Origin of the sequence: Caloramator sp. CAR-1, from assembly GCF_030546345.1 — a bacterium.
Taxonomy (GTDB): Bacteria; Bacillota; Clostridia; order Clostridiales; family Caloramatoraceae; genus Caloramator; species Caloramator australicus.
In genome coordinates this window covers 61,021-79,898 of sequence record NZ_JAUONW010000044.1, presented here as the reverse complement: position 1 = coordinate 79,898, position 18,878 = coordinate 61,021, and the positions used below count along the sequence as shown (strand labels likewise).

Annotated in this window: 24 protein-coding genes; all 24 read right to left on the bottom strand. The window is 34.0% G+C overall.

The annotated features are described in order from the left end of the window. Nucleotides 1-81 precede the first annotated feature (81 nt). On the bottom strand, nt 82-1,335 hold the full coding sequence (murA, locus tag Q3V94_RS12205) for a UDP-N-acetylglucosamine 1-carboxyvinyltransferase (protein ID WP_303528098.1): 1,254 nt from the start codon (nt 1,333-1,335) through the stop codon (nt 82-84). A 16-nt stretch (nt 1,336-1,351) separates the two neighbouring features. Beyond that, nucleotides 1,352-2,029, bottom strand: coding sequence for a YwmB family TATA-box binding protein (locus Q3V94_RS12200; protein WP_303528096.1), 678 nt, complete (start codon nt 2,027-2,029; stop codon nt 1,352-1,354). 80 nt (nt 2,030-2,109) lie between these two features. After that, entirely contained in the window at nt 2,110-3,264 is a 1,155-nt protein-coding gene (gene wecB / locus Q3V94_RS12195; protein WP_008907733.1) for a non-hydrolyzing UDP-N-acetylglucosamine 2-epimerase, read from the bottom strand. Between the two features lie 9 nt (nt 3,265-3,273). Beyond that, nucleotides 3,274-4,296, bottom strand: a complete 1,023-nt coding sequence (locus tag Q3V94_RS12190) for a glycosyltransferase family 4 protein (protein WP_303528093.1) — start codon at nt 4,294-4,296, stop codon at nt 3,274-3,276. Nucleotides 4,297-4,368: 72 nt separating this feature from the next. Then, nucleotides 4,369-4,815, bottom strand: coding sequence for a cytidine/deoxycytidylate deaminase family protein (locus Q3V94_RS12185; RefSeq protein ID WP_008907730.1), 447 nt, complete (start codon nt 4,813-4,815; stop codon nt 4,369-4,371). Nucleotides 4,816-4,823: 8 nt separating this feature from the next. Then, nucleotides 4,824-5,453: a uracil phosphoribosyltransferase gene (upp, locus tag Q3V94_RS12180; protein WP_303528090.1), complete on the bottom strand. Its 630-nt coding sequence runs from the start codon at nt 5,451-5,453 to the stop codon at nt 4,824-4,826. Between the two features lie 11 nt (nt 5,454-5,464). After that, nucleotides 5,465-5,914 carry a ribose 5-phosphate isomerase B gene (gene rpiB, locus Q3V94_RS12175; protein WP_303528087.1) on the bottom strand — a complete coding sequence of 150 codons (450 nt, stop codon included), beginning with the start codon at nt 5,912-5,914 and terminating at the stop codon, nt 5,465-5,467. Between the two features lie 53 nt (nt 5,915-5,967). Continuing rightward, the gene (locus Q3V94_RS12170) at nt 5,968-6,414 is read right to left on the bottom strand and encodes a low molecular weight protein arginine phosphatase (protein ID WP_303528083.1); all 447 of its coding nucleotides are present in this window, start codon (nt 6,412-6,414) and stop codon (nt 5,968-5,970) included. A 10-nt stretch (nt 6,415-6,424) separates the two neighbouring features. Beyond that, nucleotides 6,425-7,459, bottom strand: a complete 1,035-nt coding sequence (locus Q3V94_RS12165; RefSeq protein WP_303528082.1) for an L-threonylcarbamoyladenylate synthase — start codon at nt 7,457-7,459, stop codon at nt 6,425-6,427. Between the two features lie 10 nt (nt 7,460-7,469). Beyond that, a complete protein-coding gene (locus Q3V94_RS12160) occupies nt 7,470-8,201 on the bottom strand; it encodes a ZIP family metal transporter (RefSeq protein ID WP_008907725.1) in 732 nt (243 codons plus the stop codon). 59 nt (nt 8,202-8,260) lie between these two features. Beyond that, nucleotides 8,261-8,854: a hypothetical protein gene (locus tag Q3V94_RS12155; protein ID WP_303528079.1), complete on the bottom strand. Its 594-nt coding sequence runs from the start codon at nt 8,852-8,854 to the stop codon at nt 8,261-8,263. Nucleotides 8,855-8,863: 9 nt separating this feature from the next. Next, a complete protein-coding gene (gene prfA / locus Q3V94_RS12150; protein ID WP_303528078.1) occupies nt 8,864-9,934 on the bottom strand; it encodes a peptide chain release factor 1 in 1,071 nt (356 codons plus the stop codon). Between the two features lie 48 nt (nt 9,935-9,982). Beyond that, nucleotides 9,983-10,840: a peptide chain release factor N(5)-glutamine methyltransferase gene (gene prmC, locus Q3V94_RS12145; RefSeq protein WP_303528077.1), complete on the bottom strand. Its 858-nt coding sequence runs from the start codon at nt 10,838-10,840 to the stop codon at nt 9,983-9,985. A 13-nt stretch (nt 10,841-10,853) separates the two neighbouring features. Then, a complete protein-coding gene (locus tag Q3V94_RS12140) occupies nt 10,854-11,741 on the bottom strand; it encodes a DUF1385 domain-containing protein (RefSeq protein ID WP_303528075.1) in 888 nt (295 codons plus the stop codon). Between the two features lie 193 nt (nt 11,742-11,934). After that, the gene (locus Q3V94_RS12135; RefSeq protein ID WP_303528073.1) at nt 11,935-12,864 is read right to left on the bottom strand and encodes a transposase; all 930 of its coding nucleotides are present in this window, start codon (nt 12,862-12,864) and stop codon (nt 11,935-11,937) included. Nucleotides 12,865-12,943: 79 nt separating this feature from the next. After that, nucleotides 12,944-13,153, bottom strand: coding sequence for a DUF3006 domain-containing protein (locus Q3V94_RS12130; protein WP_008907719.1), 210 nt, complete (start codon nt 13,151-13,153; stop codon nt 12,944-12,946). A 58-nt stretch (nt 13,154-13,211) separates the two neighbouring features. Further along, nucleotides 13,212-13,787, bottom strand: a complete 576-nt coding sequence (locus tag Q3V94_RS12125; RefSeq protein ID WP_008907718.1) for a thymidine kinase — start codon at nt 13,785-13,787, stop codon at nt 13,212-13,214. A 46-nt stretch (nt 13,788-13,833) separates the two neighbouring features. Further along, nucleotides 13,834-14,049: a 50S ribosomal protein L31 gene (rpmE, locus tag Q3V94_RS12120; RefSeq protein WP_008907717.1), complete on the bottom strand. Its 216-nt coding sequence runs from the start codon at nt 14,047-14,049 to the stop codon at nt 13,834-13,836. Nucleotides 14,050-14,230: 181 nt separating this feature from the next. Beyond that, nucleotides 14,231-15,604 carry a transcription termination factor Rho gene (rho, locus tag Q3V94_RS12115; RefSeq protein ID WP_303528070.1) on the bottom strand — a complete coding sequence of 458 codons (1,374 nt, stop codon included), beginning with the start codon at nt 15,602-15,604 and terminating at the stop codon, nt 14,231-14,233. Between the two features lie 208 nt (nt 15,605-15,812). Further along, nucleotides 15,813-16,460, bottom strand: a complete 648-nt coding sequence (gene fsa / locus Q3V94_RS12110; protein ID WP_303528068.1) for a fructose-6-phosphate aldolase — start codon at nt 16,458-16,460, stop codon at nt 15,813-15,815. A gap of 1 nt (nt 16,461) precedes the next feature. Further along, nucleotides 16,462-16,854: a hypothetical protein gene (locus Q3V94_RS12105; protein WP_008909971.1), complete on the bottom strand. Its 393-nt coding sequence runs from the start codon at nt 16,852-16,854 to the stop codon at nt 16,462-16,464. Between the two features lie 183 nt (nt 16,855-17,037). Continuing rightward, entirely contained in the window at nt 17,038-18,087 is a 1,050-nt protein-coding gene (locus Q3V94_RS12100; protein ID WP_303528065.1) for a glycosyltransferase family 39 protein, read from the bottom strand. A 1-nt stretch (nt 18,088) separates the two neighbouring features. After that, complete coding sequence (locus tag Q3V94_RS12095; RefSeq protein ID WP_008909969.1) at nt 18,089-18,214, bottom strand: hypothetical protein; 126 nt, start codon at nt 18,212-18,214, stop codon at nt 18,089-18,091. Between the two features lie 147 nt (nt 18,215-18,361). Next, on the bottom strand, nt 18,362-18,739 hold the full coding sequence (locus tag Q3V94_RS12090; RefSeq protein ID WP_303528061.1) for a hypothetical protein: 378 nt from the start codon (nt 18,737-18,739) through the stop codon (nt 18,362-18,364). Between the last annotated feature and the right edge of the window lie 139 nt (nt 18,740-18,878).

Sequence of the window (18,878 nt, the reverse complement as noted above, 5' to 3'; positions counted from 1 at the left end):
TTCTCCCCCCAAAGCAAACCTATTACATTTTATTTTTATATAGCTTTATTTATTCAAAAAAAATAAACTGCCATAAGGCAGCTATATTCTATCTATATCAGCACCTAATTTTTTAAGTTTTCCAACCATATCAACATATCCTCTATCTATATGATAAATCTCTGAAACTTCAGTTATCCCTTCTGCAATAAGTCCTGCTATAACAAGTGCCGCCCCTGCTCTAAGATCAGTTGCCTTTACCTCTGCTCCTGTAAGTTTTTCAACTCCTTCCACAACAGCACTTCTTCCGTCAATTTTAATATTGGCACCCATCCTTTTAAGTTCATTAACATGCATAAATCTATTTTCAAATACAGTCTCAGTTATTATAGATACACCATCTGCTATACTTAAAAGTGCCATAAATTGCGCCTGCATATCCGTTGGGAATCCTGGATACGGCATAGTTTTTATATCAACAGCTTCTATCCTTCCATTTGCTTTGACTTTTATTTTATTTTGTTCTTCCTTTACATAAATACCAGCCTCTTGAAGCTTTGCTGTAATGGATCTTACATGTTCTGGTATTACATTTTCAATGGTTACTTCACCACCTGTTATGGCAGCAGCTACCATATAAGTCCCTGCCTCTATTCTATCAGGTATAACCTGATGAATTGTCCCTTTTAGCTCTTTTACACCCTCTATCTTTATAGTGTCTGTCCCTGCTCCTATAATTTTTGCACCCATCTTGTTTAAAAAACTTGCAAGGTCAACAATTTCAGGTTCTTCAGCTGCGTTTTCTATAACAGTTTCACCATCTGCTAGGACAGCTGCCATCATTATATTTTCTGTTGCACCTACAGACGGAAAATCGAGATAAACTTTAGCCCCCTTTAGTCTTTTACATGAAGCCTCAACATATCCATGGCCAAGATTTATGTCTGCACCTAACTGACTAAAACCCTTTAGATGAAGATCTATCGGCCTTGAGCCTATGTTACATCCACCTGGCAAAGATATTCTAACCTTACCGAATCTTGCAAGAATAGGGCCCATGACTAAAAAGGATGCCCTCATTTTTCTAACAAGTTCATAGGATGGCTCAAAGGATTTTATATCCTCAGCCTTTATCAATAATTTACCTTTATTTTTATCTATAAATAAATTAACCCCTAAGGAATCTAAAACGCTTAAAATCACATTGACATCCTCCAAAAAGGGAATATCCTCAAGAATACAGTCAAATCCTGTAAGTAGCGATGCTGCAATGATCGGTAGAACAGAATTTTTAGCAGCACTTATTCTAACCTTTCCACTTAATTTTCTACCACCATTTATAACTATTTTGCCCATAATACTCCTCCATTCATCAATACTCAACTGTTATTATTGGGGTTCCTACAAGTATGTAAGTGCAGTCATCGCTACCATCTCTAATTGCAATATTAATATTGAATATTTTACCATTTAAACTTAAATTATCATCAAAATACATAGAATAACCTATTAAACTAATATATCTATCTTCTTCAATTATATTTGTTTGCTTTACTCTTAACGTTTTTATTATTTCAAAAAGAAGCTCCTTTTTTTCTTCACAAGATAATTTTTTATTCATTTTTCCTTCCATTAAACTATAAAAGGAAGGTCTATTTTGCATATGCTTTTTAAGACTCAACGACCTTCTTATATTATCTATAATATTCATATCCCTTAAAGCTTGTGAATAAAAAATACTTAATAAATATTCATTGCCATTTTCTTTGCCACTTACCCTCAATTGGGCTCCATCAAATTCTATAACCGTATCATTGCCCTTTGAAACTTTTATAGGTTTTAACTTGATTTGGGACAAGACCTTATTTTGAATATCTTCTAAATTTATTTTTGACTTTAAACTAATGTTATATTCTAAACTTGCACCTATATATTCTATTCCGTTTTCATCAAAAAATTTCATGATCCTAGGCATTCCTTCGTTATTATTAGGAAAATTAAAAAAGCAAAAACAAAATAAAGCTGTTAATCCCAATAAAAACCTTTTCATATTCCTCACCCCTCTCTTCTCAATTATTTCCATTTAATTTTTTTTTATTCAAAAAAGGGCTGGTATCATAAGATACCAGCCTAAAAGCTTTTATAATCCTCCGGTCGTTTTTTGTAAATTCCAAAATAATAAAGTATAGCATCTGCAATTCTTTCGGATGCTCTACCATCTCCATATGGGTTTATTGCGTTGGCCATCTTTTTATATTCATCCTTATCTATTAACAACCTTTTTATGTTTTCGTAAACATTATCCGTTTCTGTGCCCACTATTTTTGCTGTTCCCGCCTTAACTGCCTCCGGTCTTTCCGTTACATCTCTTAAAACAAGAACCGGCTTCCCAAGGTGGGGTGCCTCCTCCTGAAGTCCTCCTGAATCTGTAACTACCATATAACTTCTATCCATTAAATTATGGGTTTCCTTAGTATCAAGAGGTGGTAATAGATGCACCCTCTCTACATCGGCTAAAACCCTGTAGGCAACCTCCTTTACAGCAGGATTTAAATGAACAAGATATATGATTTCAACATCTTTAAATTCTAATGCAATCTTTTTAAGTGCCTCGCATATATTTTCAAGGGGCTGTCCCCAATTTTCTCTTCTATGGGCAGTTACCATTATCACCTTTTTATTTTTAAAATCTATAGAATTTAATTCCTCTGTTTCAAAAACATACTTTCTTTCAACGGTTGTTTCCATAGCATCAATTACGGTATTACCGGTTACAAATATAAACTCTTCATTTACTCCTTCCCTTAAAAGGTTTTCCTTTGCTGTTTTTGTAGGTGCAAAATGAAGGTCTGATAATGCCCCTGTAAGTTTTCTATTCATCTCCTCTGGAAATGGGAAGTATTTATTAAATGATCTTAATCCTGCCTCAACATGACCTATTTTAATTTGATTATAAAAGGCGGCTAAACTTCCCGCAAAGGTAGTTGTCGTATCGCCATGAACTAAAACTATATCAGGCTGTGCTTCTTTAAATATATTCTCAAGTCCCTCTAAAACCCTCGTTGTAATACCAGTTAAAGACTGCCTTTCCTTCATTATATTAAGATCATAATGGGGATTTATATTAAAAAGATCTAAAACTTGATCCAGCATCTCTCTATGCTGTGCTGTTACACAAACTATCGATTCAAACTCTTCCCTTTTTTCAAGCTCCTTAACAAGGGGGGCCATCTTTATTGCTTCAGGCCTTGTTCCAAATATAGTCATAACTTTTATCCTTTTCATTAAACCACCTCATTTCTTACTTAATAAACCAAACTCAATTGCAAAGGATAATGTTACCGCAAATATTATTATCAAAAGGGCAAAGGAATTTTTAGCAGTTAAAAGCATTGCAAGGATTGAAACAACACCAAAAACAAAACTAATAAAATACATAATAAAAACAACTTGCCTTTGATTAAGTCCAAGATCTAAAAGTCTATGATGCAAATGTCCTCTATCGGCTTCACTTATGGGTCTATTGTTTAGTTTTCTCCTTATCATTGCAAACAATGTATCATATATTGGAATTCCAAGGGCAATTATGGGAACTGCAATTGCAAAGGCTGCAGCAGATTTTATTGCCCCTTGTATTGAAATTGCAGAAAGTAAAAATCCCAAAAGCTGGGCACCACAATCGCCTAAAAAAATGCTTGCTGGATTAAAATTAAAGGGTAAAAATCCAAGGCATGCACCAGATAATATCAAAGTTAAAACTATAGCCGTCGAACGTCCGCTAATTAAAGATACAACAAATAAAGATAGGGAAGATATAAAACAAACTCCCGCTGCAAGTCCATCAAGCCCATCTATCAAGTTTACAGCATTAGTAATTCCAACAACCCAAAGCAGCGTAATAAAAGTTCCTATATTGCCAATAAATAAAGACTCTCCTGCTTTAGTAAAGGGAATTGTTATGTATTTTACTCTAACATCAAAAGCTATTAAAATCAAAGCCGCAATAAATTGAAACAAAAGCTTTTGTTTTGGTTTTAAATTATATAAATCATCTAAAAAGCCACCTATAAAAATAACTACTGCACCTACTACTATTCCTATAATATTCTTATCGAAAATCAAAAACATATAACTTGATACGATAAATGATACTAAGATTGAAAGACCACCTATCCTTGGAATAGGCTTTTTGTGAATCCTTCTCTCATCCTTTGGAATATCTATTGCATTTATCTTGAAGGCTAATCTCTTAACGATTGGGGTTAAAATAAATGAAAAAACAAATGATACTAAAAAAATCATAGGATACTCAAACATTTTTTCACTTCCTCAATGTTTTTTGCACAAAATATATTTTACCAAATAAATAAAAATAAGGCTATCCCAAAATTAGGATAGCCTAAAATTAACAATTTCAACTCCAGATTCTTTTAGCATGGAAAGTGACAGCTCATCTGGATAGTCTCCACTATAGACTATTCTTTTGATACCAGATGCTATTATTAGTTTTGCGCATATTATACAAGGCTGATTTGTAATATATATAGTTGATCCTTCAATTGAAATACCGTATTTTGCTGCCTGAACTATTGCGTTTTGCTCAGCGTGAAGGGCACGGCAGAGCTCATGCCTTTGCCCCGATGGGATATTCAGTTCCCTTCTCAAGCACCCAACTTCATCGCAATGCCGCATCTTTGGTGGAACGCCATTATACCCAGTTGTAAGTATCCTATTATCCTTTACAATAACTGCCCCAACTTGTCTTCTAAGGCAGGTTGAGCGCTTTTTTATTGTCTCGGCAATTTCCATAAAATATTCATCCCAGGACGGTCTCATAATAACACCTACTTTGTTCCAAAAATTCTATCGCCTGCATCGCCAAGACCTGGAACTATATACCCATGTTCATTTAATCTTTCATCTACTGCTGCAACAAATATCTCTACATCAGGATGAGCCTTTAAAACCGCCTCTATTCCCTCTGGAGCAGCTATAAGGCACATAAGCTTTATATTTCTTGCTCCCTTTTCCTTTAAAAGGTGAATTCCATCGGAGGCAGAACCTCCTGTTGCAAGCATTGGATCCACTAAAATTATATCCCTTTCTGATATGTCTGAAGGAAGCTTGCAGTAATACTCAACAGGTTTTAATGTTTCAGGATCCCTATAAAGGCCTATATGCCCAACCTTAGCAGCTGGAATAAGTTTTAACATACCATCAACCATACCAAGCCCTGCCCTAAGGATTGGAACGATAGCAACCTTTTTCCCTGTAAGCATCTTTGCCTTAGTTTTGCAAATTGGAGTTTCTATTTCAACCTCTTCAAGCTGAAAACCCCTTGTTATTTCATAGGTCATGAGCATCGCAATTTCCTCTAAAAGCTCTCTAAAATCCTTTGAGCCTGTATTTTTATCCCTCATTATGGAGAGCTTATGTTGAATTAGTGGATGGTCAATTAATGTAACCTTATTCATAAATATCCCCCTTATTTCATGTATTTATTTTCAATTTCTGCTATTTTATCTATTCTCCTTTGATGCCTTCCTCCCTGGAACTCTGCACTTAAAAAAGTCTCTATTATATCAATGGCGATTCCAGGTCCTGTTATTCTCTCTCCGATTGTTATTATATTAGCATTGTTGTGTTCCACACAGGCCTTTGCTGAAAAAGTATCTGTAACATGGGCTGCCCTAATTCCCTTTACTTTATTTGCGGCAATCGACATTCCTATTCCTGTTCCGCAAACTAAAATGCCCTTATCATATTCACCCCTTGCTACAGATTCTGCAAGCAAAAGGGCAAAATCTGTATAATCACAGGATTCAGTTGAAAAGGTTCCAAAGTCCTTAATCTCTATTTTTCGGCCCTCTAAATGTTTTTTTATAATCTCCTTTAAGTTAAAACCACCATGGTCTGATGCTATTGCAATTTTCATATTACCCCTCCTTTTGTATATACAAAAAAGGAAAGCTAAGGCACTGAAAGTGCCTAACTTTCCTTTAACTTCTTTAAAAGAATTTCAATAGCTTGTTTAATTTGGTTTGCTGATGCACGATAAACGTCTAGATCCCCTCCAAATGGGTCTTCGATGTCTAAATCCTCGCCTATGTATTCCATAAGGGTAAAAACCTTGTCAGAAAATTGAGGATATTTTGAAAGAATAGCATCCTTATGCCCCTTAGTCATTGTAAGGATAAGATCAGAATTTTCTATTAGATCCTTTGTAAGGGGTCTTGATAAATGGGATGATATGTCTATTCCCATCTCACTAAGGGCTAAAATAGCATTCTCTGAGGCTGCCATGCCAAAGGGTGCAAAAACCCCAGCTGATGATACTTCAAGATTCAAGTTTTCCTTTTGTATTAAATTTTTAGCAATACCCTCAGCCATCGCACTTCTACAGGTGTTACCTGTGCAAACAAATAGAATTCTCATGGCAAACCTCCTACATTTCAATAAGGTTGTTTCCGGATGCTTTCTTTAGTCTATTCATTATGGCTGAAAAAAGCCCCTCTTCTTTAAAGCCAATTGAAAGTATTAAATCCACATTAGTTTTATCGAATTCCCTTAGCTTATCGAATAAATTTGCAGCAATAGTCCCTGGATCCTTTATGCTTCCTAAGGAAACTTTAATATCAGCATCTATTTTATCCATAATCTCATCCACAATCAAAACTCCAACGGTTTTGCCTTGCCTTTTCATATTATACACGTTTTCCTTAATATATTCAACAACCTTTTGGGTATCTCCCTTTATTACCTTTAAAGGGGCTTTTGGCGCATAATGCCTATACTTCATACCAGGAGATTTTGGCTTAAAATCCTTATCTTTTATCGCTGGATCAACCAAAACCTTACCAACAATCTCTTCAAGGTCCTCCCTTGTAATAAATCCGGGTCTTAAAATCGTAATGTCCTCATCTGTTGCATCAACAACAGTAGATTCAAGACCAACCCTACACCTTTCACCGCCTATTATCATGTCCACCCTTCCATAAAGATCCTCAATACAATGCTCTATTGAGGTTGGACTTGGCCTTCCAGAAATATTTGCACTTGGTGCAGCAATTGGAACACCAGAAAACTCTATCAGCTTTCTTGCAAGCCTATTTTCAGGCATTCTGATTGCAACGCTGTCAAGGCCAGCTGTAACAACATCAGGGATTAAACTTGACTTTGGCATTATAATCGTTAAAGGCCCTGGCCAAAAGTTTTCCATCAAAATCTTTGCTTTATCTGGAATATATTTTACATATTTTGAAATATCAAAGCTGGCAACATGAACGATTAAAGGATTATCCTGCGGTCTTCCCTTTGCTCCAAAAATTTTTTTGCAGGCAGCCTCATCAAGGGCATTTGCTCCAAGCCCATAAACGGTTTCCGTTGGAAAAACTACAAGACCTCCCTGTTTTATAACCTCAGCAGCTTCTTTTATCTTTTCCTCGTCCCTTTCGTTTATTCTATAAACCTTTGTATCCATAATTATCCTCCTAACCGAAAAAAGAAACCAATAAAAGGCCTAAAAGTAAGCCTAAAAGAGTAGATAAGGTTGATAAAATCCCCTTTGAAAGTTCTTTGCTCTCTGGAATTAACTCTCCTACAACAATATACAGCATAGTTCCAGAGGCAAATCCAAGGCATAACGATACAAAAACATTCGAGATATTCCCAAGAACAGCTCCAAAATAAGTTCCTATGGCCGTAGGAAGGGCTGTTAGAGCAGTTAATATTAATATTTGCCACCTTTTTAAGCTGCTCTGAAGAAGGGGTGCTGCAACAGCAGCTCCCTCTGGAATATCATGAAAGGCAATAACAATGGCTATTTTAAAACCAAAATTTATTCCCTTTATAAACCCTGTGCCTATGGCAAGCCCTTCTGGAAAATTGTGGGCCGATAGGGCAAGGGCTAAAAGAAGGGCAGTTTTAAGGTGCTTCCCGTATTTTTTTATTATGTTTAAGTATGACAAAAAATAATCCAAAATTATAGCAAAGGCTATCCCAATTATAGTTCCGACTACCGCTAACAACAGCCCTCCGGTTTCTATCGATTCCGGTATAAGGTCAAAGGTGACAACCGACAACATAAGTCCGGCTGCAATGCCTATTATGCTTGACATTAATATATTATTTGTCTTTTTAAGAATAACTATTAAAAATGCTCCAAAGGTGGTTCCAAAGGCGCAAACTAATGTTCCAATGAGGGTTATGGTTAATATATTCATAAAATTTCATCTCCTTAAAATATTCCTTTTAAAAATTTATTTTAAGGAGATGAAATATATTACGATAAGTTGTATTCCTCCATAAAAAGTTTTATATATTCCATTGCTTTCCTTGAAAACTCTGCTTCAAAACAGTTTTTGTAAAGCTTATAAAGATAAAAATATTTTTTAGCGCCGCCCTTTTTAATGATATAATAATAAAACTCATCTTCATTATACTTTTCATTTAAAATCTTATAAATTCTTTTAAACTCTCCATTTTCATTAAGCTTTAAAAGTCTTTTAACTCTTTTGCCCTTTATGAATATAACTATATCAAAATCATCTTTATTGCTAATAACATCCACATAAACAACCTTTGAGGGTTGTAATGGCAAATTACCCTTTAAGGGCTGATGGATTTTGATTTTTTCAAAGGATATATCAACACTAAACTTTGACTCAAAATATAATTTAAAAATGTTTATTAAAATTAAAAGTTCAATAATAAGGGCATAGGCAATAGTAAAGTAACTTTGCCAGCCTTTTACTACACTTAAGCTTATGGCTGCAAAGGTAAGATAAGCAACTAATATAAGAATAAAAAAGGAAATAAAATAATTTCTATTGAGCCTTGCCCTTTCTTTTTTTATGGCCTTTTTAATCGAAAACATAATATGGGATTACTCCCCAACCTCCTTTAGCTTTTCAGCCTGATCAGCAGTAATTAGGGCATCTATAACCTCATCTATTTCCCCATCTAAAAAGGCTTCAAGCTGATAAATTGTAAGGCCTATTCTATGGTCAGTAACTCTTCCTTGTGGAAAATTATAGGTTCTAATTCTTTCGCTTCTATCTCCAGTTCCTACTTGGCTCTTTCTTTCTGCAGCTATCTGACTTCTTTGTTTTTCAAGCTCTATCTCATAAAGCTTTGCCTTAAGAATTTTCATTGCCTTTTCTCTGTTTTTTAGCTGCGATTTTTCATCCTGGCAGGATACAACAATACCTGTTGGAAGGTGAGTTATTCTAACTGCAGAGTCGGTTGTATTAACATGCTGTCCGCCATGGCCTGAGGATCTAAAAACGTCAACTCTAAGATCATTTGGATTAATTTCAACCTCAACATCATCAACTTCTGGTAATACAGCAACCGTTGCTGTTGAGGTATGGATTCTTCCTCCAGCTTCAGTAACAGGAACTCTTTGAACCCTGTGAACTCCGCTTTCGTATTTCAATCTTGAATAGGCACCCTGACCTTTTACCATAAAAATAACTTCTTTATATCCGCCAAGATCATTAGGGCTTGATGAAACAAGTTCTGTTTTGAAGTTATGCCTTTCTGCGTATCTTGTATACATTCTGTAAAGATCTGCTGCAAATAAAGCTGCTTCATCCCCACCTGCACCAGCTCTAATTTCTATGAATACGTTCTTTTCATCGTTAGGGTCCTTAGGTAGGAGTAATAATCTTAGCTCCTTTTCTACCCTTTCCTTTTCTTCAGAAAGCTCCTTTAACTCCTCTTCAACAAGGTCCTTCATTTCCCTATCTATGTCATCCTCTAAAAGTTCCTTATCTTCCTTTATTCTTTTTAATATTGTTTTATATTCTCTATACTTTAAAACGATTCCTTCTAATGAGTTGTGCTCTTTGCATAATTTTTGAAATAAATTATTATCAGCTATAACCTCAGGATCGCTAATCTTTTTTGATAGTTCCTCATATTTTTCTTCGATAAAATCTAATTTTTCTAGCATGTTTCCACCCTCCAAAATTTTAATCATGAAATATTATAGCAATTAAATCTACAAATTATCAACATATTTTGCTATAATCACCCTATCAAGACCTGCAAGATCTTTAAAAATTTCTATATTTTTATAGCCTTCTCCCTCAAGTATTTTTTTAACATCCATTCTCTGATTATATCCTATTTCGAAGGCTATATATCCGTTTTTCTTTAAATATACTTTAGCCTCCTTTGATATTTCCCTATAAAAGTATAGCCCATCCTCCCCACCTGATAGGGCAAGCTTCGGCTCAAAATTTTTAACCTCATCCATAAGATCTTTAATTTCCTCCTCCTTTATATAGGGAGGGTTTGAAACTATAAGATCCACTCTGCCCTTCAAATCATCATCTAAATTTTTAAGAAGGTCTGATTTTTTAATATAAACCCTATCTTGAACATTATTTTTTTCTGCATTTAATCTTGTGATTTCAAGAGGAGTGCTGTCTATGTCAAGGGCATAAACTGTGGAATCTTTTTTATTATAGGCAATTGCAATTGAAATTGCACCGCTCCCACAGCCTATATCTATTATCTTTGGACTTTTTATATTTTTTAAAATTTCAAGGCACTTTTCAACAAGAACTTCAGTATCCGGCCTTGGAATCAATACGCCTTCCTTAACTATAAATTTAAGACCATAAAATTCCCACTCGCCAAGAATATATTGTAGCGGTCTTCCCAATGCCCTTTCTTTGATCATATTTAAAAAGGATTTTTCTAAAGTTTCATCTATTTTATCATTCAAATGACAGTGAATATAGGTTCTGTCTTTTTTAAGGATATAGGATAGAATTATTTCTGCATCTTGGATTGGTTTATTGTTATTCTTAAGGATATCCTTTGCTATATTTAATACTTCAAAATAAGTCAAAGTATCACCAACCTTAATCTAACACGTTTTTAAGGGCCTCAAGGGCAACTTCAATTTGAGATTCATCCGGCTCTTTTGTTGTTAATTTTTGCAGCATAAGCCCTGGATAAGAAAGCATTTTAGAAATCTTAGATTCAGATTTTCCAAACCATCTTATAAGCTCATAGGAAAGTCCTGCAACAAGGGGGATTAAAATAAGCCTTGATAATATTCTTATTAAAAGGTTGGGCCAGCCTAAAAAGCTAAAGATAAAAATACTAATTAGCATGACTATGAGTAAAAAGTTCGTCCCACACCTTGGATGAAGAGTTGAAAACTTTTTTGCATTTTCAACAGTAAGCTCAATCCCTGCCTCGTAGCAGTGGATGCTCTTATGTTCTGCACCATGATACTGAAAAACCCTTTGAATGTCGTTTAGCTTGCTAATTAAAACTATATAAAATAAAAATATCGTAAGCCTTATTATTCCCTCTAATATATTTTTTATAAAACCGCTTGTTCTTATAAAGGTTGCTGCAAAGGTTGGCAAAATAAAAAAAAGCAGCATCGCAAAGATTAGAGAAACGATAATTGTAAATCCCATCTCAAAGGCTTCATATTTCTCTTTTAGTTTATCTTTTAGATATCTTTCAACCCTTGTCTCCTCAGCTTCAAAAAACTGTGCTGAATAAGATAAAGCCTTGACTCCCGTAATAAGGGAATCAAAAAAAGCAGCAACTCCTCTTATAATCGGCATGCCTAATATTTTATGCTTTTTGCTAAGGGGAACATTTTCTTCAACGCTTACATTAATGTTTCCCTTTGCATCCCTTACTGCAATTGCAATCTTCCTCTCACCCCTCATCATAACCCCTTCTATAACCGCCTGTCCTCCTATGGGGACAGTTCTTAATTGTTTCATCTCTCCATCACCTCTTTTGGCACCTCTTTTGGGGACGGTTCTTAATAGTTTTACATATTAAAAAGTTTTAAAATGTCCCAAATCCCATTTAATTTTTATAAAATTAATGAATCGTCCCTAATGCTTGTCCACTTAATGTGCACTAAAACATATTATAATATATCTTCTTTTTATAAAAAAGAAAATTTTTTTGTTAAAACTTCTTGTCCTTATTTTCACTGTTATCCAAAAATTTTTCCAATATAAATTTATATTTTGAATCATTATTGACAAGCTCATATCCTATGTTGAATAAGACAGCTACCCGCGCAGAAGTTATATTTCCAATTATTTTGCATATTTGGCTATAGCTGTATCCACAAAAACACCTTAACAGATAAACTGCTATTGCTCTAAACTCCTTTGATTCTTTTCTATACTTCAAATATAAAAGCTTTCTTTCTACTCCTAAATTTTCTTCTAAAAAACTCAAAATGTCTTGAGGTGAATATTCCCTTCTTAATATAGTTCTATCGCTTCTATATTCTCCAGGTTGATCTTCAAATTCAATAGTTTTTCTTATTTTATTATCTTTACATGAGAATACAAACTTATAATAGCTCTCTCTAGCCTTTTTAACATTTGAACCAAAAAGCCCCAATATAAAACCCTCATCGAGTATCTCAAACTTATCATGAGCAAGTCCAAGATATACTGATAAGCTGGAATACTCATACCTTTCTGGACATTCCCTATATTCTTTTATTGCCATAGGATTGTTATGAATATATGCCGATAATGTCAAAAGATATCTTTCGTCTTTAACAATTATGCTCTTGAATCTATCATGAAACAAATGCCCTTTTCTTTGGTATCTTCTATTAAAATATTGAGCATAGCACTGATTAATACTATGCATAATTTTTGAAATATCAAAACCATTGGAATCAATTATGAGATGAACATGATTTGTCATTAGGCAATAAGCATATACTTTAAATTCATATTTCTCCTGATATTTTTTGATATATCCCATAAATACCTTCTTGTCAGCATCACATCTGAAAAGATCAGTATCGCTTATACTTTTGCACATAATATGGTAAATCGAATCGTTCGACTTTAATCTTGCACATCTAGGCATACTATCTACAACCCCCTATGCTTTTTGTAGATAGTATGCCCATGATTTTGGTTATTTATGCAATAAATTTCAGTATATGTTAATCTTCCCAAAATTCCAAGTATTTCTTGGATTTCTTTTTTCGTTTTAAGGTTTCTTCATTATCAATATATATAGTTGATTCAAAAACGATAACATCTCCTTCTTTTGCCTCATTAGGTATCAACTGACGGTTGATACTCTCAACCTTTCCATCATCAAAAACGATTATTACAAATTCACCTTCAAATCTATCTATAACTCCCTTCATTATAACCCCTTCTAATTATTTAAAATTTACTAAGATATAAAACTATTAAGAACCGTCCCTATTTTAAAACAATATGGCACTTGCGGCAACGAGCTTCATAGGCTTCTTTAGCCCCCACTAAAACGATAGGATCAGAATATTTAGCAGGCTTTCCATTGATTAACCTTTGGGTTCTAGTTGCTGGGTTTCCACAAACAACGCATATAGCTTGTATTTTATCAACGAATTCAGCTATAGCAAGAAGCCTTGGAACTGGTCCAAAGGGTTCTCCCCTAAAATCAAGGTCAAGACCAGCACAAATAACTCTTTTGCCTTTATCCGCTAACTTTTTACAAACCTCAACTATTTCATCATCAAAGAACTGAACCTCATCTATTGCAATAACATCAGTATCTTCACTTACTAGATTAAGTATTTCCGTTGAATTTTCAACCGAATGTGCCCCCTCTTTATCTCCGTTGTGGGATACTACTTCTGTTATACTGTATCTATTATCTATAGAGGGTTTAAAAACTTGAACCTTTTGCCTTGCTATTTTGGCTCTTTTTATCCTTCTTATGAGCTCTTCGCTTTTACCGCTATACATTGGTCCAACAATCATTTCTATCCAACCATGATCCTTTGGGCCATACATGATAAAACCTCCTTAAAAGAAAAAGACCGGCGTCCCGGTCAAAAAATTATTCTTCTTCTTTGATATTGTATTTTTTCATGAACTTTTCTAATCTACCACCAGCTTCAACTATCATCTTTTGCTTTCCAGTGAAGAATGGATGGCATTTTGAACAAATTTCAACCTTAATTTCCTTCTTAACTGAACCTGTTACAAAAGTATTACCACATGCACACTTAACAACTGCTTCATGAGTATAATTTGGATGAATTCCTTCTCTCATCTTGTTCACCTCTTTCTATTTTAAATAAGTATTTTAATTTATTCTTTCCCTTTTAACCCTAAAAATTATACCATACTTATATACAATTATCAACCTTTAATTATAAGTTTGTTTATAATTTAGAGAAAATGTAATTTACATGAAAATAAAATAATTAAGAACTGTCCCTATGTTGTTCCCCTTAAATTAGTTTGGGGAACATTTGAACAAATTCTTTATTATTTTTAGTCTTTAAAAGGGCGTGGATCAATTTTTCAGTTGCCTCTTGGGTAGTTTCCGTTGCTAAAACACGCCTTACTGCCATTACGGCATTGTATTCTTCGTTTGTTAATAAAAGGTCTTCTCTTCTTGTTCCGGATTTGTTTATATCAATCGCTGGGAATATTCTTCTTTCTTGAAGCTTTCTATCTAAGTGTACTTCCATGTTACCTGTTCCCTTAAATTCTTCGAAAATTACATCGTCCATACGGCTTCCTGTTTCAATAAGGGCTGTTGCAAGGATTGTAAGACTTCCACCTTCTTCTATGTTTCTTGCAGCTCCAAAGAATTTTTTGGGCTGAATCAGGGCACCTGGATCCAAACCGCCTGATAGTGTTCTTCCGGTTGGGGAAATTGTTAAGTTATATGCCCTTGCAAGCCTTGTTAAGCTATCAAGCAAAATAACCACATCTTTTTTTAGTTCAACCAATCTTTTAGCCCTCTCAAGAACCAATTCTGCAACCCTTGTATGATTTTCCGGCTCTTCGTCAAAGGTGGAATAAACAACTTCCCCTTGTATAGACCTTTGCATGTCAGTAACTTCTTCAGGTCTTTCATCTATTAACAAAACAATCAATTCCACATCCGGATGATTTCTTGTTATAGCATTTGCAATCTTTTTAAGCAAGACGGTTTTTCCTGCCTTAGGAGGTGCAACAATAAGTCCCCTCTGTCCCCTTCCAATAGGAGCTAAAATATCGATAAGCCTTGTAGCAAGTTCATTGCCTGATGTTTCAAGGGTTAATCTTTTAGTCGGATATATTGGTGTTAAATTTTCAAAGGCTTTTCTTCCTTGTATTTTTTCTGGTGGTAGTCCGTTTATCTCTTGAAGATACAAAAGAGCCCTGTATTTTTCAGTTTCATTTGGAATTCTTGCTTTACCCTTAACTTTGTCTCCTGTTCTTAAGTTAAATTTTCTTATCTGGGAAGGCGAAACGTAAACATCCCTTGGCCCCTGTTGATAATTATCAAGTCTTAAAAAACCATATGATTGATTTTCGATAAGTTCAAAAATACCCTCTACCGTATCCGAATCAACTAAAAGTTCTTGAAGTTTATTTCTTTTGTCTACATCTATATCATGAAGTTTAATTTCTTCCAATTCCTTTTCAACTTCTGGTATGATAACTGGAATATCCTCTTTAATATCTTTCTCATCATTATTTTCTTCCTGTAATTTAAGTATTTCTTCAATTAGCTCACTTTTTCTAAATCTTGTGACTGATTTAATTCCAAGTTCTTTACCTAATTCCCTCAGCTCATCCAAAGTTTTTCCTTTTAATTCTTCAAAATCCATAAAATACCTCCTGGTTGCAGTTTTATTTAAAATTTAATAATAGGGGAAACAAGTCGCGAAATGGGAAACACAGAGGATACAGAAAATCGAATATATGGTAAGTATTATTTTATAAAAAATTAGCTGAATTGTAAAGTATCATGGGAAGTTGTTGCAAAAATTAAACAAATAAGAACCGTCCCTATTAAAAAAGCTGCCAGCTGGCAGCTTATTTCTTAGGAACCTTCTCCCAATCTTTTAGGAATCTTTCTATGCCTATATCTGTTAATGGATGTTTTGTCATTTGTTCTAATACTTTAAATGGAACTGTTGCAATGTGCGCACCTGCAAGGGCAGCCTTTTCAACATGAATAGGATGTCTTATGCTTGCAGCTATTATTTCTGTTTCAATACCATAGTTGTCAAAAATTCTAACTATTTCTTCAATCAAATACATTCCATCCTGACCAATGTCATCAAGTCTTCCAAGGAATGGGCTAACATAAGTTGCACCTGCCTTTGCAGCAAGAAGTGCCTGGGCTGATGAGAATATCAAAGTCACGTTAGTCTTTATTCCTTCCTTTGAAAGAACCTTTACAGCCTTTAAGCCTTCAATAGTCATAGGAATCTTTATAACTATGTTTTTATGTATCTTTGCAAGTTCCTTTGCTTCCTTAATCATACCCTCATGATCAAGGCTAATAACTTCAGCACTAATAGGTCCATCCACTATATCAGTTATCTCCTTAACTACTTCTACAAAGTCTCTACCTTCCTTTGCAATAAGGGATGGATTTGTTGTTACACCGCATATAACTCCCCAGGAGTTTGCTTCTCTAATTTCATTTACATTTGCAGTATCGATAAATAGCTTCACTTTAAACCCTCCTTACACTTGATTGATAATTAAAGCCTAAAAGCTTTAAAAGCTCATCAAAATCATTTTCATACCTATCTATTATAGCATTAATTGCATCATCTTTTCCAGCAAAAGCTATTTCAAAACCATTAAAGGAGCAGTTTATTATCTTTAGAGGTTTTTCAATTATGTCCTTTAGTTTAAACTTATATCTGTGGATTCTATCGCAAAAAACACATTTGATATCCAAAACCACTTCCTTGTTCACTATCTTATAGCTTAATAAACTTCCACCGCATTCACATTTTAATCCCTTAGCTTCCTTTGCCTTAAAAAGATCTATATCAATTTTTTTAAATTTTCCGCAACTACTACACTTTACTGCAATGACAAACTTAGGTGAAATAAACATAGTAACACCTCCTTTTTAAAAATATTCAACGTCCCAATTAAAAATCCTTCTTTTGTCGAATGAAAAATTTTTTTGTAGAATATAACTACAAAAGATCATTAAAATAGGCATCAAGGGATAACCTTATCTTGAAAAAGTAAAATAAGGAATATATATAATAATAAAATAAACAACTACATACTTTTATATTTTAGATATCCTACCAAAGGATAAAAGCATCCCTAAAAAGCCAAGAACTACTATAAAATTATGGACATAATTAACATATTTTAATCTTACTCCAAAAACATTCCTCCAATAAAAGGGCCTATTAAACAAATAAATTTGTTTCTTTATAAGATACCAATATAGGTATCCCTTAGGATCCTTGTTAAGCTGACTTATAAACCTTTCCTTAGCTATCTTCCTTTCAATCTCATCATTTCTTATTTCATCATCAGAGGTCTTATAAGGGACATAATCTTTACTTTGGTCGTAATTTACATAAGTTGCTTGAAGCATTGGATTTCCGCTTGACAGTGTAAACGGAACAAATCTTTTAAAAATCAAATAATTCCTTATCCACCATGGACTTAATATCAAGACAAAAATAATTGCAACTTTAAAGCTAATTCTTACACACCATTTATAATCAAATCCTTCTCTTATCCAATAAATAACTAATACAACCGGAAGTAGAGCAACCACCGGCTTAAAATATAAGCTCAAACTCCAAAACAAACCGCTCAAATAATAATGCCTTTCATTATCCTCCTTTAATGCTAAGACCAAAAAATATAAACTACATAAAAATAAAAATTTAAAAATCCCTTCCGTTAGCACAACTTGAGTCACAAAATATTCAGGAAGATATAAGGCATCTATTAAAGATGCTAAAGCCCCAACCCTTTCGTTAAAAACTTCTTTTGCCAATAAATATATTAAAGCAAGAGATATTCCTTGTATGATAGCTTGAAAAATTCTAAAGGCTAGGACTGCCTTAAATAAAGAAAAAAAGGATAAAAATAAAGCCAAAACAATCGGAAGTCCTGGCATAATATAAACTGTATCCAGCTTACTTCTATAAATAAGCCTTCCTTCCCTTAAAAGATATAGTCCACTTCTTATGTATTTAACATCATCATTGTTTAAAGATATAAAACTTCCAAGATAATAGTTTTGACAAAATCTTATGCTAATATATATATTCAACAAAACAAAAATAATAACTAAAACTAGAATCCTTTTTTTCAACCTAATCCTCCTCTTCTAACCTTTCCTTTAAAAGTCCCACCTCTTGAACCAATCTTATTATCTGTCTTTGAAGCTTAGATATAATTATTAATAGATATAAAATACAAAGAATCGAAAAAATAATCACCGACCCTAACCCTTTAAATTTTAAAAATACAAAAAATGAAAAGTAAAAAAATAAAAGCCATAAGGAAAATCTAATATCCAAAATCCTTTCCTTAGAAAAGTAGTAAATTAACAATAAAAAAATTATAGTAAACAAATCCTTCACTCCTTAAGATTTCAAAAGTAATGAAAGTGTTACCTTAAGGGCATAATATATGGATTTCATAGGGGTTATTGATGATCTTCCCTCCTCGCGCTTATTCATCTTTACAGCAACTTCGCTAATTCTTAGATTAGAGGACTTAGCATAGCTTATAGCCTCAACTTCAGGATAATCATAGGGATAATACCTACAAAAAGCATCTATTGCTCTCTTGCTAAAGGCTCTAAACCCCGATGTAGGATCTGTTATTCTTTGTCCTGTAATAACTGAAACTAAAAAAGCAAAAAATTTTATTCCCAAGCGCCTTAAAAAAGGTGGTTTATAGAAATTCCCCTCTAAAAATCTTGAACCTATAACAAGGTCAAATCCTTTTTGAATTTCCAAAATCAAATCATCTATATATTCAGCCCTATGCTGCCCATCTCCTTGAACCTCCCACGACTAAAGTCGCGGGATTCCTGCTTCATCAACCTCGTAACCTACTATCTCCACAGGCGTTAATTCGGGTAGTCCCTACCCTACT